This window comes from Burkholderia sp. B21-005, assembly GCF_020843965.1.
GTDB classification, from domain to species: Bacteria; Pseudomonadota; Gammaproteobacteria; order Burkholderiales; family Burkholderiaceae; genus Burkholderia; species Burkholderia ambifaria.
In genome coordinates this window covers 3,334,682-3,349,820 of the sequence record NZ_CP086301.1, presented here as the reverse complement: position 1 = coordinate 3,349,820, position 15,139 = coordinate 3,334,682, and the positions used below count along the sequence as shown (strand labels likewise).

At 63.7% G+C, this 15,139-nt stretch carries 16 protein-coding genes; 14 read left to right on the top strand and 2 right to left on the bottom strand.

All coding sequences use genetic code 11. The features are described from left to right. Positions 1-30: 30 nt before the first annotated feature. From LMA02_RS15575 to tssF, 8 genes are read left to right on the top strand one after another with little or no spacing between them, the layout of a single operon-like run. The gene (locus LMA02_RS15575) at positions 31-2,667 is read left to right on the top strand and encodes a T6SS effector BTH_I2691 family protein (RefSeq protein WP_228906065.1); all 2,637 of its coding nucleotides are present in this window, start codon (positions 31-33) and stop codon (positions 2,665-2,667) included. An 18-nt stretch (positions 2,668-2,685) separates the two neighbouring features. Continuing rightward, positions 2,686-3,753 carry a DUF6708 domain-containing protein gene (locus LMA02_RS15570; RefSeq protein ID WP_228906063.1) on the top strand — a complete coding sequence of 356 codons (1,068 nt, stop codon included), beginning with the start codon at positions 2,686-2,688 and terminating at the stop codon, positions 3,751-3,753. Beyond that, on the top strand, positions 3,750-3,875 hold the full coding sequence (locus LMA02_RS35275) for a hypothetical protein (RefSeq protein WP_267478969.1): 126 nt from the start codon (positions 3,750-3,752) through the stop codon (positions 3,873-3,875). Before LMA02_RS15570 ends, LMA02_RS35275 begins: the two co-directional genes overlap by 4 nt. 34 nt (positions 3,876-3,909) lie before the next feature. Further along, complete coding sequence (locus tag LMA02_RS15565; protein ID WP_228906061.1) at positions 3,910-4,248, top strand: hypothetical protein; 339 nt, start codon at positions 3,910-3,912, stop codon at positions 4,246-4,248. Between the two features lie 2 nt (positions 4,249-4,250). Next, a complete protein-coding gene (locus LMA02_RS15560; RefSeq protein WP_228906060.1) occupies positions 4,251-5,321 on the top strand; it encodes a DUF6708 domain-containing protein in 1,071 nt (356 codons plus the stop codon). A gap of 15 nt (positions 5,322-5,336) precedes the next feature. Next, positions 5,337-5,597 (top strand): PAAR domain-containing protein, encoded by a 261-nt coding sequence (locus tag LMA02_RS15555; RefSeq protein WP_175736266.1) that lies wholly within the window; start codon positions 5,337-5,339, stop codon positions 5,595-5,597. A 45-nt stretch (positions 5,598-5,642) separates the two neighbouring features. Beyond that, on the top strand, positions 5,643-5,996 hold the full coding sequence (locus tag LMA02_RS35555; RefSeq protein WP_416378710.1) for a hypothetical protein: 354 nt from the start codon (positions 5,643-5,645) through the stop codon (positions 5,994-5,996). Between the two features lie 4 nt (positions 5,997-6,000). Further along, positions 6,001-7,878, top strand: coding sequence for a type VI secretion system baseplate subunit TssF (gene tssF, locus LMA02_RS15545; RefSeq protein ID WP_228906055.1), 1,878 nt, complete (start codon positions 6,001-6,003; stop codon positions 7,876-7,878). Between the two features lie 82 nt (positions 7,879-7,960). On the opposite strand, the gene LMA02_RS15540 is transcribed toward tssF, so the two are convergent. Continuing rightward, positions 7,961-8,845, bottom strand: a complete 885-nt coding sequence (locus tag LMA02_RS15540) for a transcriptional regulator GcvA (RefSeq protein ID WP_228906054.1) — start codon at positions 8,843-8,845, stop codon at positions 7,961-7,963. 96 nt (positions 8,846-8,941) lie between these two features. Here LMA02_RS15540 and LMA02_RS15535 point away from each other — a divergent pair, with 96 nt between their 5' ends. Then, positions 8,942-9,556, top strand: coding sequence for a chromate transporter (locus tag LMA02_RS15535; protein ID WP_228906053.1), 615 nt, complete (start codon positions 8,942-8,944; stop codon positions 9,554-9,556). Then, on the top strand, positions 9,553-10,080 hold the full coding sequence (locus tag LMA02_RS15530; protein WP_228906052.1) for a chromate transporter: 528 nt from the start codon (positions 9,553-9,555) through the stop codon (positions 10,078-10,080). Before LMA02_RS15535 ends, LMA02_RS15530 begins: the two co-directional genes overlap by 4 nt. Before the next feature lie 48 nt (positions 10,081-10,128). On the opposite strand, the gene LMA02_RS15525 is transcribed toward LMA02_RS15530, so the two are convergent. Continuing rightward, positions 10,129-10,470, bottom strand: coding sequence for a hypothetical protein (locus tag LMA02_RS15525; protein WP_228906051.1), 342 nt, complete (start codon positions 10,468-10,470; stop codon positions 10,129-10,131). Positions 10,471-10,739: 269 nt separating this feature from the next. Here LMA02_RS15525 and LMA02_RS15520 point away from each other — a divergent pair, with 269 nt between their 5' ends. The 4 genes from LMA02_RS15520 (at position 10,740) to gor (ending at position 15,052) form a co-directional block, all read left to right on the top strand. Then, a complete protein-coding gene (locus LMA02_RS15520) occupies positions 10,740-11,555 on the top strand; it encodes a YoaK family protein (protein ID WP_228906050.1) in 816 nt (271 codons plus the stop codon). 174 nt (positions 11,556-11,729) lie between these two features. Beyond that, complete coding sequence (locus LMA02_RS15515; RefSeq protein WP_228906047.1) at positions 11,730-12,851, top strand: porin; 1,122 nt, start codon at positions 11,730-11,732, stop codon at positions 12,849-12,851. A 376-nt stretch (positions 12,852-13,227) separates the two neighbouring features. Continuing rightward, positions 13,228-13,452, top strand: a complete 225-nt coding sequence (locus LMA02_RS15510) for a hypothetical protein (protein WP_121861342.1) — start codon at positions 13,228-13,230, stop codon at positions 13,450-13,452. Between the two features lie 244 nt (positions 13,453-13,696). Next, positions 13,697-15,052, top strand: a complete 1,356-nt coding sequence (gene gor / locus LMA02_RS15505) for a glutathione-disulfide reductase (protein ID WP_228906045.1) — start codon at positions 13,697-13,699, stop codon at positions 15,050-15,052. Positions 15,053-15,139 lie beyond the last annotated feature (87 nt).

Here is a 15,139-nt window from a genome sequence, read left to right as displayed (position 1 = left end):
ACGAATATACCGAGGCACAAGGATCACACTATGGCGACCATCCCGGGCTGTCCGATCTGCGATCGCGACTCACTGTTGATCTACCCTGTCCGCTACGCAATTGCGTGTCCGCGCGGTGCGGCCAAAGCGCCCGCGCTGTCTGGTAATTTTCGGATCGACGCACGCGCCCCTCAGGCCGTCGCGACGGCCAAGTACACCTTGCGGTCGCTGCGGCAAGGCTACTTGTACACGTACGATGAAAAGCGCAAGAAGCTGCGCGCCTACATGGTGCTGGATGACGGCGTGCTGTATCAGTTCGCCCCCAGCATCGTGCCGCCGCCGGGTAATGCGGCCGAAAACAACCTTACCCAGAATATTTGCCCGTCCAGCGACATGGCCCCCGAGTCCTACGGCCGTTGCGTGGGCGTTCAACATACCCCGGGCACCGACGAAGCCACGAATTTCTGGATCGGCTGGTCAAACGTACGTTGGACTCGCGATACGATCTTTAACAAGATCGGCGACGCTGGATGGCGCGGGCAGCATATGCAGTGCATCAACGTCCCGGCGATGGTTGCCGGCAGTGCGGCCGACACGGGCGAGTTTCAAGCGACGCGCAGCAAGATCGCCCACTTCGCGATGGACGATCGTGCGATGAAGGAGGCGTTCGGCTTCAGCAATCGCTCGCCCAAGGACGAAATCAAGCTGCGTCAGCGTCATGCCGACGAGCGCATCGGCGCGGTGATGGCTGAATCGCCCCTCAAAAAAGGTTTCGTCACCGCGATTAACGATCCAGTCGGGATCGCCAACGATCTGTCCGAACTCACGGTCCCGAACCTGAACAATGGATTTGATGCGGGTATGTACTGGAAGTACGTGTCGGCGCAGCTCCTGGAGCGTGCCGAGGCGGGCATCCGGGCCAACGCGAAAATGGCGACCAAAGTGAGTTACGCGGCGTCGGAAGCGGCGAATATGGCGAATGGCTCCACGATGCCTCCGACGCCAATGTCTGGCGACACGATAGATGCCGCCCTTCTGTACCGGGTTGCGAAGGGCTGGTTCAAGACCGGAAGCTTTAAGAAGGCTACAGACGAAGAGGAAAGGCGTGCGCATAACGTGCCGGAGGCTGCGCAAGAATCAGCCGACGAAGCATGGGACGAGGCGTATTACAAGAAGGGACCGGACGGCAAACCGGAGATTGGCCCTGACGGAAAACCGGAGACCGTGATTGATACCCAGGCGCTGCAACGGTTCCGGGAGAACGAGTATCCCCGCGCGCTCGATGCGTTCAAGCCGAAATGGGTACCGCTTGTACAGGCGCACGCGGACTGGCTCAAATCGCCGCTGCTGGCCGACTGGATGGCCGGCAATCACGACACGAAGGACCTACGCAGCGGCTATGCGTACAGCGAATCGTGTGCGCAGTCAATCGGGGCCGCGGCCGGCACCGAACCGTGCCAGAAAGTGCTTAATGACTGGTTGAACGGTCAAGCCTCCGACGCCCGCAATTTGTACGTCCGCGCGCTGATGTTCAACCAGGAAACCTTGATGAAGGCGGCCGATGCGCAGGTGCACGGCTCGGACATTCAGTACGAAAACATCCTGAACCTGTACAAGGAAGCGTTCAAGCGGATCGCGAAACTGGGGAATGCCTCAAGCCTGCGCGACCGGCTTATCGTGACCACAGCCAACACGATCGTCAACGTACTGGTGAAGGGCGGGAAGGGTGCGGCCATCGGCTTCGCGACGATCCGGCTGTCGTTACATGCGGGCGTGTCGATCAAGGCCGCTCACATCACGCCGGCCGAGATGCGCAACTGGGTGTTCAAGCAGGGTGATGCGCTGGGCTTGAAGATGGACGGCGATCGGCTCGAACGGCAGGCCGCTGCTGCCAATATCCGTCGCGAGGTCTTCAAGGCCGCAGCGCCGTCCGACCCGGCGGTGTTTGCCTATGCGATCGATACCGATGCATGGGTGAAGTCCGGCAAGATGGACGCGAGTGAGGTTAAAGCGATCAAGCTTCCGGGCGTGGAGGCGACTCGTAAATGGCTTGGGTCCTCGTCGCCCGTCGAATTCAATCAAGGTATCGCCACCGCGATCTTCCAACTCGCCACGCTAAGATTCGCGTACAAGGATTTCGCCGGCAGCGATCACTTTAACCATAACGAAACCTTGCTCAAATTTTCTGGCGCGGTCGTCTCGATCATCGGTAATCTTGTCGAGACAGTCTCCGAAACCGTCGCCAAGGCCCCCGAACATCCGCTCTCGGCATTCCTCATGAAACATTGGGCTTGGTTCAATCACGATACGGCTGAAATCACCGCCAAGGTCGGTCGATGGTCCGGAGCGGTTGCGGGTGCCATCCTTTCAGGCTACGACCTATTTAAAAACGCCCCGGAAGCTTGGAGAAACAATGAGAAGGGGCTTTCTCGACTTTATGCCATTGGCGGGGTTCTCGGTGTATATATCGCGATTTCTCCACTTCTCTCGACGGTCCCGTTTATCGCCGCATGGATGCCGCCACTTTGGCCGATTCTGGTGATTTCAATCGCGATCGGCTTCGTGATCGTATATTTCAAATCCGCGGCCATTAACGATTGGGTGTCGCGGTGCAAGTTCAGTAAGACACCGGGGTATCAATCGATGAACGAAGAGTTGAGCGCCTTCAATTCGGCGATGGCGGGCTGACGTATGGACGAGCGCTTAATGAAGAAGTGTGTCGGTGCACCGATTCCCGAATGGGACCGCGCTCACCGCTTGTCCATCAGCCAACCGGCTGGTCCGGAAGTCAAGGACCTCGGCACGATTTTTAGCATCAACTCGACCTTCATGGACGTAATTGACCCTGGGTTTCTGGATAAGCAGTGGGTCATCATGGCAGTTTTAATTGCGTTTCTGGCGATGGGAATTGGTCCATGGATTTATTACTTCACTCATAGCGATGGGTCATCCGGCGACTTCGTGATGAACGGCATCGCTATTTTTGCCGTAGTTCTTTTTGGCTCGATCGTCTGGAATCTCGGCAGGGGGTTATTTTTTGGCCTGCTCTATCGACCGATACGGTTCCATCGTGCCTCGCGCACGCTCTATTCAATTCGCGCACGGCGGTTCTTTGCGAAGGCTGGCGAAGGTGATGTCGTGTGGGAAGCAACGTGGAATGACGATGCGATCTTTTGCCTGCATCAAGAAGTCACACCTTACGGCACGGTATTTCACATCCGGCACTACACGGTAGACGACCAGGGCAACGTGACGCGGGTGTTCTCGATCGGTCGTGAGTGGACCAGTTCGCAAACTCGTCTGGCGCTAGCGCAGTGGAACTACTGGTGCATGTACATGAACAACGGTCCTCACGGGCTCCCCAAGCCGATGCTGTTTCATACTCAGCATGAAACGCCGCGCGAATCATTCTTGTTTGCGTTGTACAACTTCGGTATGAACGTGCCGCTGTTCATGCGATTGATCGCGATGCCTGCGGTTCTGACGTTCACGATCATGCGGATGTTGGCGAACGTGACGTGTCGTGCTCCGGTCTGGCCGGAAGCGATTGCGCGTATCTCCGTGGTCTCTCCCGACGATCTCTATGCCGAACCACGTGCGAGCACGCCGGTCGGCTGGGCCGCGACGGTCTTGGCCCAGCAACGCGGCGATTATCCGGACGACGATCATGCGCGAGTCCCGAACTGGACGAGCGAGCCGGATGGTCTCAAGTACGCGGCCGCTTGGCTCAAGGACCCCGCCACGGCTGCTACAGCACAGCGAGAAGAAACATGAAAGACGAAAACGGACGCGGCGTGATTTACCTGCACGATAAGCCGGCCCATGGTGGCGAAGTGGTCTGCGCGAGCGACGATCTGACAGAGTGCGGCGCGCGATTGATTTCGTCGCTTGAGTAAAACGACATTGCGTGCGAGGGAGTCGACAGACCGGATGGTGAAAACAGCATTGGCCGATGCATTGCCGCGCAACTCCGTGTGGATTTCCGACGCCCAACGCCAAGCACCGCGTGCCGAAATTCGGCAGCGGCTCGTGACCACGCTGATGCGTTCCGGCGATGCCTTCTCGTTGTTGCCGGCGGCGGCGTTTGCTGCATGGCTCCCGCCGCTATGGATTGTGCTTGTCGCCGCAATCGTCGTTGGAATCGTAATTGCACACTTCAAGGCCGCGGCAATTAAAGACTGGATATCCCGATGCAAGTTCAGCAAAGGCGAACACTACCGATCGTTGGATGATGAGCTGAAAGCGTTCAATTCAGCAATAGGAGGTTGAGGATGGACGAGCGTTTAATGAAGAAATGCTTTGGCATGCCAGTTCCAGAGTGGGATATGGCACACCGCTTGTCCATAAATCACCCTGCAGGTCCCGATATCCAAGATTTCGGATCAATCTTCTGCATCAACTCCAAATTCATGGATGTGATTGAGCCATCCTTTCTGGAAAAGCAGTGGTTTATTGCCGGCGTGGTGGTTGCGTTTGTTGCCATGGGTATCGGGCCATATATCTACATACTCACCCACTCCGATCCTGCCCCCGATCCTTGGATGTTCGTATTCAACTGCTTGGCGATTCTTCCTGTAATTCTATTTGGGTCGATCGTTTGGCAGTTGGGCCGCGGCCTGTTTTTCGCCCTTCGATATCGCCCGATCCGATTCCACCGTGAATCGCGCAAACTGTACGCAATCCGGACACGACGTTTTTCCGCGAAGCAAGGCGAGGGGGACGTGGTATGGGAGGCTCCCTGGACCGACGATTCGATTTTTTGCCTGCATCGCGAAGACAGTCCGTTCGGTACGGTTTATCACATTCGGCACTACACGGTCGACGAACAACGCAACGTCACGCAAGTGTTCTCTATCGGACGGGAATGGAGTGGCAAGATTCAGGTCAAGATGGCACTTGCCCAGTGGAACTACTGGTGCAAGTACATGGATACTGGCCCGAATGGCCTGCCTAAGCCGATGTTGTTTCATACGCAACATGAAACACCGCGCGAGGCATTTCTGTTTTCGCTCTACAGCTTCGGGATGCGTGCGCCGGTTTTCATCCGTCTGTTGATGATGCCGATGATCTTGATCTTCACGGCGTTGCGGATGTTGGCGAATGCAACGTGCCGTGATCCGATCTGGCCGGAGTCCATCCGGGATATATCGGTGGTCGCTTCGGACGATCCATACGCCGAACCTCGCGTAGGCACGCCGGTCGGTTGGGGGGACACCGTGTTGGCACAGCAGCGCGGTGAGTATCCGGACAATCCCAGGGCGCAAGTCGAGAACTGGACAAGTCGAGCCGACGGCATGGCGTACGCAGAGGCATGGCTCGACAATCCAACCGCGGACATATGAGAGGCGAGGAGCGCGATGAAAGACGAAAACGGACGCGGCGTGATTCGCCTGCACGATAAGACGACTCACGGTGGCGAAGTGATTACCGCGAGCGACGATTTGACGGCGCTGGGTGTCCCGGTCGCCCTGAAAGATCACCTGACGGAATGTCCGAAGTGCGGCGGTCAGTTCCGGATCATTCCGCAAAACAGTACCCGCAACCATCACGGTACGCCGGTCGCCTTTCACGACGATCTGACAGAGTGCGGCGCGCGATTGATTTCATCGCTTGAGTAAACGGTATTGCGTACGAGGGAGTCGACGGATCGGATGGTAAAAACAGTGTTGATCGATGCATTGCCGCGCAACTCCGTGTTGATTTCCGACGCCCAACGCCAAGCACTGCGTGCCGACATTCGGCAGCGACTCGTTACTGCGCTGATGCGCTCGGGCGACGCCGTCACCGATCCGAAGCTCGCACGCTTGCCTGGTCCGGTTCGCTACCATGTTGTCGGCCCCGCGAATCTCGACGCCGAGGAGGCCGGATCGGCTCCATCGGACAGCGCGCAGCGTGAAGTGAGCGGACATTGGCGGCGGCCGCCCTTCCGGATGCAGCCGTACGGCCCACAAGCGGCATTGCGCAAACTGATATTCGTCGGTCCAACGCTCGTGCGCCCCGATCGACTGTGGTGGTAGCTGCATGGATCACCTGCTGTTGCATTACGAATACGAACTCGGGTTGTTCGCACGGGCGCTGGGCGATTTCGCTATCCGGTACCCGAAGATCGCGGCTCGGCTCGGCATCCAGAGCGGCCGGACAGACGATCCGCATGTGGCGCGTCTGATTCAAACCTTCTCATTCCTCGCCGCGCACCTCGATTCGAAGCTGGTCGACGACTATCCCGAATTCACCGAGGCGCTGCTCGAAGTTGTCCACCCGCACTATCTGCGCACCGTGCCATCGTGCGCGATTGTGCGATTCGAACCACGGGCGATCATCGGTCAACTGACTGAACCCGTTGTCGTGCCGCGCGGCATGGCGTTCAATGCGCGCACGGCCCCGGTACGATTCCAGTCGACGTACGATGTGACCATCTCGCCGTTGCAAATCCGATCCGCGCGGTATGCACCGACGACGATGGCACCGTCAGCCGTGAGATTGCCGGCAGATGCAACCGGCGTGCTGTCGATCAGCTTCACGTCGGCTGATGGTCCGTTCACGGCGGCCATACCGGACGGTCCCATACGGGTCTACCTTGCCGGCGAGCGGCCGTTCGTCTCGTCGCTGCTGGACGCTTTGCTGTTGCGCGCGGCTGCCGCGTACGTTGAGGTCGATCGATGTGGGCGCTGGCGGGCCATGTCGAAGGTGCCGTTCGAACCGGTCGGTTTCTCCGACGACGAACGCTTGTTGCCGGATAGCCGAACCACGAGCCGGACTGCGACCACCTATCGTTACCTGTTGGAATACTTCGCGTTTCCGGAGCTGTTCGATTTCGTCGATCTCGATCTGGGGCGCGTGCGGCGAGCTGCAAGCGCTCCCGATGCTCGGGAACTCACCTTGCATGTCGTATTGCGTGATACGCCTGTCGACTCCGTCGCCGCGCTGGCGCTCGCGTCGGTCGACGCAACGGCGTTCAAGCTGTTTTGCACGCCCGTCGTGAATCTCTTCTCGCAGCCGGCCCAGCCCATTGTGCTGAAGGGGGAGGAGGCCTATCCGGTCCAACCCATGCGACTGGCGAAACATTCGCCGCTGAGCGTGTATTCGATCGATGCGGTCTATCTTGGCGAGCTGTCCAAGAAAAATCATAAAGACGATGACGTGCCGCTCGAAATCGATCGCCCCAGAATCCTGGTGCGGCCTTATCAGGCACTCAGTCACGGTCCCCACCCTGACCCGACGGCGGTCTATTGGGTAGCGTTTCGCGATCGCGATCCTGGATCGCCCGGCCGTCAACGCATGATGCTGTCTCTGGTCGGACTGGACGGACGGTCAGCCAGGCCGAGCCTACCGCAAATCGATGTGATGACGACGGTGACGAATCGCGACCTGCCGGCGCGTTTGCCGATCGGCAATCCGGTGGGCGATTTGCTGCTCGAGAACAAGACGCTGGATTGCCCGATTCAATTGATCACTCGGCCGACGTTGACGGCCGAGTTGCCGCGTGGCTCCGGCGCATTGTGGCGCGTGCTGTCGACGTTGTCGCCGCATCCGCTGGACCTGACGCGCGACGGGCTGTCGGGCCTGAAGGCATTCTTGCGGCTCCACGCGGTACGCACGACGCCGCTCGCGCAGCGCTGCATCGACGCGATCACCGATCTCAACTACAAGCCTGCGATCAAATGGATGCCGCTCGATAGTCAGCTTCCGTCGTTCGTCCGTGGCATCGAAATCACGCTGTCGTTTGACGAGACGGCAACGCGCGAAGTCAGCCTGGTCGTGTTCACGAAACTGCTCGAACGGTTCTTTGCGCAGTACGGGCCGATGAACAGCTATGTTCAGCTGTTGGTCTGTTCGGCGCGAACCGGCCAGGAACTGACGCGAGGCGCCGCTACGCCGGGAGTGCAGCCGCTGATTTGATCGCGGTCCGGCTTGACTGTCGACACACGCGAGAGGACGGCGCATCGCGGCCGTTTCGATCAGGTGTCGGGAGCGCGATGCGTCAGGCTTTCACATTCGACTGCGCTGCGAGCCACGCGCAGAACTGCGCGACGAGCGGATCGTCGGCCGGCGCGCGCGGCGCGATCCACCAGTAGCTGCGCGTCGCGATGCGCGGCCCGTCGAGCGGCATCACCAGGCGCCCGCTCGCGAGTTCGTCGTCGATCAGCGGCAGCGGCCCGAGCGCGACGCCCAGCCCGTCGACGGCCGCCTGCAGCGCCAGATAGAAGTGGTCGAACGACTGCCGCTTGCGCCCCTTCGGCGTCACGCCGGCCGCCGCGAACCAGTCGCGCCAGCCTTCCGGCCGCGTATCCGAATGCAGCAGCACGTGCCGGGCGAGATCGTCCGCGCGGGTAATCGGCGCGCGCTTGAGCAGCGCGGGGCTGCAGACCGGAATCACGCTTTCGTCGAGGAAGTGGCCGCTCGTGCAGTTCGGCCAGTGGCCGGGGCCGCGGCGGATCGCGACGTCGAAGCCGTCGAGCGCGTCGAGCGGCGCGTTCGACGTGGACAGCTTCAGCTCGACGTTCGGCACGTCGCGCTGGAACCGCGACAGGCGCGGCAGCAGCCATTTCATCGCGAAGGTGGGCAGCGCATTGATCCGCAGCACGCGTGCGGCGCCGGTGTTGCGCAGCTGCTCGGTGGCGAGCGCGATGCTGTCGAACGCGGCGCGCACGGTGTCCAGATAGCGGCGGCCTTCGTCGGTGAGCCTCACGCGCTTGCCGTAGCGATGGAACACCGGCTTGCCGAGCCACGCCTCGAATCCGGCGATCTGCCGGCTGATGGCACCGTGAGTCACATGCAGCTCGTCGCCGGCGGCGCTGAAGCTTTCGTGTCGTGCCGCTGCTTCAAAGGCCCGAAGCGCGGAAAAGGGCGGGAGATCGCGTGCCATGCTTGTGATTCTAGATCACAAGAGCGCGTCGATAAAATCGTTTGGCCGGCATGCTGAACGGCGGTAATCTCGGGGCACCGTTTGATGAGGAGCCCCATGCAATCCGTTTCCCCGCCGCCCGCCGTGCCCTCGCGCCGGGTCGGCCTCGCCGAGCTGTTCACCGGCTTCCTGTCGCTCGGCCTGATGTCGTTCGGCGGCGCGCTGCCGTTCGCGCGGCGCACGATCGTCGACGAGCGCAAATGGCTGTCCGCCGACGAATTCACCGATCTGCTCGGCCTGTGCCAGTTCCTGCCGGGCGGCAACGTGATCAACCTGTCGGTCGCCGTCGGCATGCGCTTTCGCGGCGTCGCGGGCGCGTTCGCCGGCATTCTCGGGCTGATCGCGGGGCCGACGCTCGTCGTCGTCGCACTCGGCGTGCTGTATGCGAAGACGCAGGGCGATCCGCGCGTGCAGCACCTGTTCGGCGGGCTCGCGGCCGCGGCCGCGGGCCTGCTCGTCGCGATGGCCGTGAAGGTCGCGAAGCCGCTGCGGCACGCGCCGCGCACGGCGGCAGGCATCGCGGCGCTCGCGTTCGTCGCGATCGCGGTGCTGCGCCTTCCGCTGCTGACCACGATGCTGGTGCTGACCCCCGTCAGCATCTGGCTCGCGTCGCGGCGCCGCGATACGCCGGCATCGCAACGCACCGCCGCCCGCGACGGAGGCCGGTCATGAACGACACGCTGATCGCGATCGCGACGATCTTCAGCCAGCTGTCGCTGCTCGCATTCGGCGGCGGCAACACGATCCTGCCGGAGATGCAGCGGCAGGTGGTCGACGTCCATCATTGGATGAGCGCGCACGAGTTCACCGCGCTGTTCGCGCTCGCGCAGGCCGCACCCGGGCCGAACATGATGATCGTGTCGCTGGTCGGCTGGCACGTGGCCGGCTGGGCCGGGCTGCTGGTCGCGTCGATCGCGAAGTTCGGGCCGTCCTCGATCGTCACGGTGCTCGCGCTGCATGCGTGGGAGCGCTTTCGCGACCGCCCGTGGCGCCGCTACGTGCAGCAGGGGCTGTTGCCGGTCACGGCCGGGCTCGTCGCGGCCAGCGCGGTGCTGATCTCGGAAGCGTCGAACCGCACCGCGATCCAGTGGGGCATCACCGCCGCATGCGCGGTGCTCGCGTGGCGCACGCGCATCCACCCGCTGTGGCTGCTCGCGGCCGGCGCGCTGATCGGCCTCACCGGCATCGGTCAGTGAGCGGGAGCCGGTCGGCGGTGGCCGACCGATGCCGGGCGTGACCGAACGCTACGGCGACGCCGACCGGTCGCTGTTCACGAGGCCGAGCAGCCGGCCGCGCTCGCCGCCGACGTCGTCCGTCGCGGCCGGCCAGTCCACCACGTAACCGGCGTCGAGCGCGTCGCGCATGATCGCGTCGTAGTCGGCCTTGCCGAGCCTGCCGCTGCCGCGCATCGCGTCGGCCACCTCGTGCTTCAGCTTCGGCGTGAACGACGGATAGGCCGCCACCAGCGCCGCATACTGGCGCGCATCGACTTCGCCCGATTCGCGATTGAACGCCCAGACGGCCACCAGCACGATCGCGACGAACGGAATCACGGTGTAGCGCAGGAAGAACTTCGCGGGTGTCATGGCATGCGGCGGCGTGTCGACAGGGGTAGCGGGTCGGGGTGAAGCGGAGCGCGGGAGGCGGCGAAGGTAGCTGGCGAAGGTGGCCGGTATACTCGGCCGGTTTTCCGGCACCGACATGCGCGATGGCGGCATGCGCGCGCCCGACGCCGACCAATTATATTGGCGCGGCCGCGCGGGAGCCGCGCCGTCCGGCACCGGCCGGAACCGATGAATCAGGCGCCGCCCGCCTCGCCTCGTGCGGCCGGGCGGCGCGTCACACGGGAGGATCGATGGATCTCGACGGCGCCAGCCGCAACCTCACCGTCGCCGCGCTGCTCACGCTGTCCGGCGGCTACCTCGACGCGTACACGTACGTCGGTCACGGCCACGTGTTCGCGAACACGATGACCGGCAACGTCGCGCTGCTCGGCATCAACGTCTCGGCCGGCGAATGGGCGGAGGCGCTGCATCACGTGCCGCCGCTCGGCGGCTTCGTGGTCGCGGTATTCGTCGCGCACCTGTTCGGCCTCGCCGCGCAGCGCGGCTGGATGCGCCACACCGCGTTCGTGAGCCTGATCGTCGAGATCGCGTTTCTCGGCCTCGCCGCGAGCGGGCTCGTCGGCGCGTCGAGCGCGTGGCTGATTCCCGGCATCTCGTTCGTCGCGACGCTGCAGACGCTGTCGTTCACCCATCTCGAGGAACTGTCGTACACGTCGGTGATGACGACCGGCAACCTGCGGCGCGCCGCGCAGAAGCTGTTCGTCGGGCTGATTCCGCGCTACGACGTGCTCGCGCTGCACGACTCGGGGCTGCTCGCGACGATCAGCTTCTGTTTCCTGGCCGGCGCGGTGATCGGCGGCTTCGTGACGCGGCTCGTGCCGGACGTCGCGCTGTGGGGCGCGGTGCTGCTGCTCGTCGGTGCGTTCGCGGAGATCGTGCGGCGGGCGCGGCGGCGCGCGGGTGGTGGTGGTGACGGCGGCGCTGGCAGCAACGGCGGCAACGGCGGCAACAGCAGCAACGGCGGCAACAGCAGCAACGGCATCAACGGCATCAACGGCAGCAATCCCGACGGCGGCACGCCACGAGAGGCAAACCCCGCGCGTTAAACGTTGCGCCCGGGCGACAAAATCGCGCGTTGCCACGCTTTTCAATTTCTTTCAGCGCGCGCACTGGTCTTATGATTCAGCCCACATCGCGCACGCCATGAGCGTTCCGCGATCGCCACCCGGCCGCGCACGCGGCCGGCCATGAATGGAGACACCTACAAAAAGGGCAAGCTCATGAAGCAGACCACCCGACTCGCAGTCATCGCAGGGGCCGCGGCGCTGGCCTTCGCCAGCCAGTACGCAGCAGCACAAAGCTCGGTCACGCTGTGGGGCGTCGCCGACGCCAGCATCCGTTACCTGACCAACGCAAACGCCAAGAACGACGGCCTGCTGTCGATGGCCAACGGCGCGATCACGAACAGCCGCTTCGGCATCTACGGCACGGAAGATCTCGGCGGCGGCCTGAAGGCCGTGTTCAACCTCGAAAGCGGCGTCAACCTGCAGAACGGCGGATTCGCCGACAGCGGCCGCCTGTTCAACCGCGCAGCGTACGTCGGCCTGCAGAGCCCGTACGGCACGGTGACCCTCGGCCGCCAGAAGACCCCGCTGTTCGACCTGCTGGCGGACACCTACGATCCGCTGACGGTCGGCAACTACCTCGAAAACGCATGGCTGCCGGTCGCGCTGGGTGGCGGCCTGTATGCGGACAACCAGATCAAGTACACGGGCAAGTTCGCGGGTCTGACCGCGAAGGCGATGTACTCGACGGGCACGAACTACGAATCGACCGGCGCCGGCGGCTTCTCGGGCCAGATCCCGGGCTCGCTCGGCAAGGGCAATGCATGGGGCGTGTCGCTGTCGTACGTGGCGGGGCCGCTCAGCATCGCGGCCGGCGCGCAGCAGAACAGCGACAACTCCGCGCGCAAGCAGACGATCTACCACGCGAACGTCGTGTACGCGTTCAGCAAGGCGAAGGTCTATGCGGGCTACCTGCGCTCGAAGGACGACACCGGTTTCGTCGACAGCCTGCTCGCGCAGCAGTCGATCCCGGTCGCGAAGGGCACGGGCCGGATCGACGACGGTCCGTTCGCGGGCGTGAGCTGGCAGGTCAGCACGCCGCTGACGCTGACGGGCGCGTTCTACTACGACCACATGCGCAACGCGATGACCACGAACGGCACGCTCGCGAGCGGCAACCGCTACGCGATCGTCGGCATCGCCGAATACGCGCTGAGCAAGCGCACGGAAGTCTACGGCACCGTCGACTTCAACAAGACGAACGGCGCGGCGAACGTCGAGCTGCCGGGTCGCAGCAACCAGACCGGCATCGCGATCGGCCTGCGCAATATCTTCTGACGAAAGTCGGAAAACGCACGCGCGGGCCCCGGCCCGGCGCGCATCGAAGAGGCTCCCGCGGGAGCCTCTTTTTTTTCGTCATGCGAGCGTCCTGCGCGCGCACGGCCATTCAGCGACCGCTCCATCGGAAACGACTCGCCCGTAAGGGTTCCGTCGGCAATCCGGAACATACTTTGACAGTGCGCGCGAAGTGTTTCCGCTACGCTGCGTGCAGGGTCCGCCGTGCGCCGCGACGCACGCGCGGGCGTCGTTCCGGTGCGCGTTTTCGCGTGCGGCCGGCCTGGTGCGTAATTTGTGTATCCGGTGATGACAAACACGGTCTGCCGGTTTTTTTCGTGGGACGATGCGCTCACGATTTTCTTGAAAGGGGATGACGATGGGTATCCTGAACACCGTGGGTGAAATTGCTGGCGCCGTGGCGGCCGTCGAGGCAGCGGAGAAGCTCGATCCGGATGCAGGCCTGCTGACCAAGGCGGCAGCGGCCGTCGCCGGCTTCAAGGGCGCCGAGGCGATCGAAGGCATGCTCGAGAAGAAGGAAGAGCAGCCCCAGCAGGCAGACGATACGCAGGCGACGGACGGCAGCGACACGTCGCAGGCCTGAGCATGGCGGCGGGTCCCGCCGCGGGTGCGCCGTTCGCGCGCCCGGGCGGACCGGCGCCGCGCGACCGGCAGGTCGGGCATGTGGTCGATCGGTGACGCATGGCACACCCGGCAGCTGGTTTGACCGGCGAGAGGCGACGTCTCTCGCCGTTTTTTATGGGGCGCGCGCGCCGCGGCGCCACGTCCCGCACGAATACCGGAATCTTGCTATCGTGCCGTCATCCGAACTGCGATGAGGGCTTGCGATGGAATTCGACTACGACCTGTTCGTCATCGGGGCCGGCTCCGGCGGCGTGAGGCTCGCCCGGATGTCGGCGTCATACGGCGCGCGCGTCGGGATAGCGGAAGAGGAGCAGATCGGCGGCACCTGCGTGCTGCGCGGCTGCATCCCGAAGAAGCTGCTCGTCTACGCGTCGCACTATCCGCACGAGCTCGAGGACGCGAAGGGCTTCGGCTGGACCTTCGGCGCCGGCACGCTCGACTGGCCCGCGCTGATCGCCGCGAAGGATCGTGAGATCAACCGGCTCAGCGACATCTACATCAACCTGCTGCAACAGTCCGGCGTCGAGATGCACGCGGGGCGCGCGACGCTCGTCGACGCGCATACCGTCGCGATCGGCGATCGCACGATCCGCGCGCGCCACATCGCGATCGCGACCGGCTCGCGCCCGTCGCTGCCGCCGCGGCCCGGCATCGAGCATGCGATCACGTCGCGCGAGGCGTTGTCGCTCGCGAAGCTGCCCGAGCGCATCGCGGTGGTCGGCGGCGGCTATATCGCGGTCGAGTTCGCGGGCATCTTCAACGGCTTCGGCAGCCATGTCGACCTGTTCTATCGCGGCGAGAAGATCCTGCGCGGCTTCGACGACGACGTGCGGCACTTCCTGACCGACGAGATGACCAAGCAGGGCGTCGCGATCCATGCGCGCGCGGTGGTCGAATCGATCGTGCGTGCGGACGACGGCACGCTCAGCGTGCGGGTCGGCGATGCGCAGCACGGGCCGTACGACGCGGTGCTCTATGCGACCGGCCGCGTGCCGAACGTCGAGGGGCTCGGGCTCGAGCGCGCGGGCGTGCTGCTCGACGCGCGCGGCGCGATCGCGGTCGATGCGTATTCGGCGACGTCGGTCGCATCGATCCATGCGATCGGCGACGTGACGTCGCGGCCGCAGCTCACGCCGGTCGCGACGCGCGACGGCGCGCTGCTCGCGGCGACGCTGTTCGGCGGGCGCCGCGCCGCGACCGATCACGAGTGGGTGCCGTCCGCGGTGTTCAGCCAGCCCGAGGTCGCGACGGTCGGGCTCACCGAGGCGCATGCGCGCGCCGTGTACGGCGAGCTCGACATCTACCGCACGTCGTTCAAGGCGCTGCGCCACACGCTGTCGGGCCGCGACGAGCGCACGCTGATGAAGCTCGTGGTCGCGCGCGACAGCCAGCGCGTGGTCGGCGCGCACATGGTCGGCCGCGACGCGGGCGAGATCATCCAGGGCATCGCGATCGCGATTCGCGCGGGCGCGACGAAGGCGCAGTTCGACGACACGATCGGCATTCACCCGACCGCGGCCGAGGAGTTTGTGACGCTGCGGCAGAAGGTGGCCGACTAGCGGCAACCGGCGCGTGTTGTCGGCGCCGGCTTCGCTTGCGCGTCGCGTATCACGCGCTGCCGTACGGTCCGCATGCGCTGAAGTACG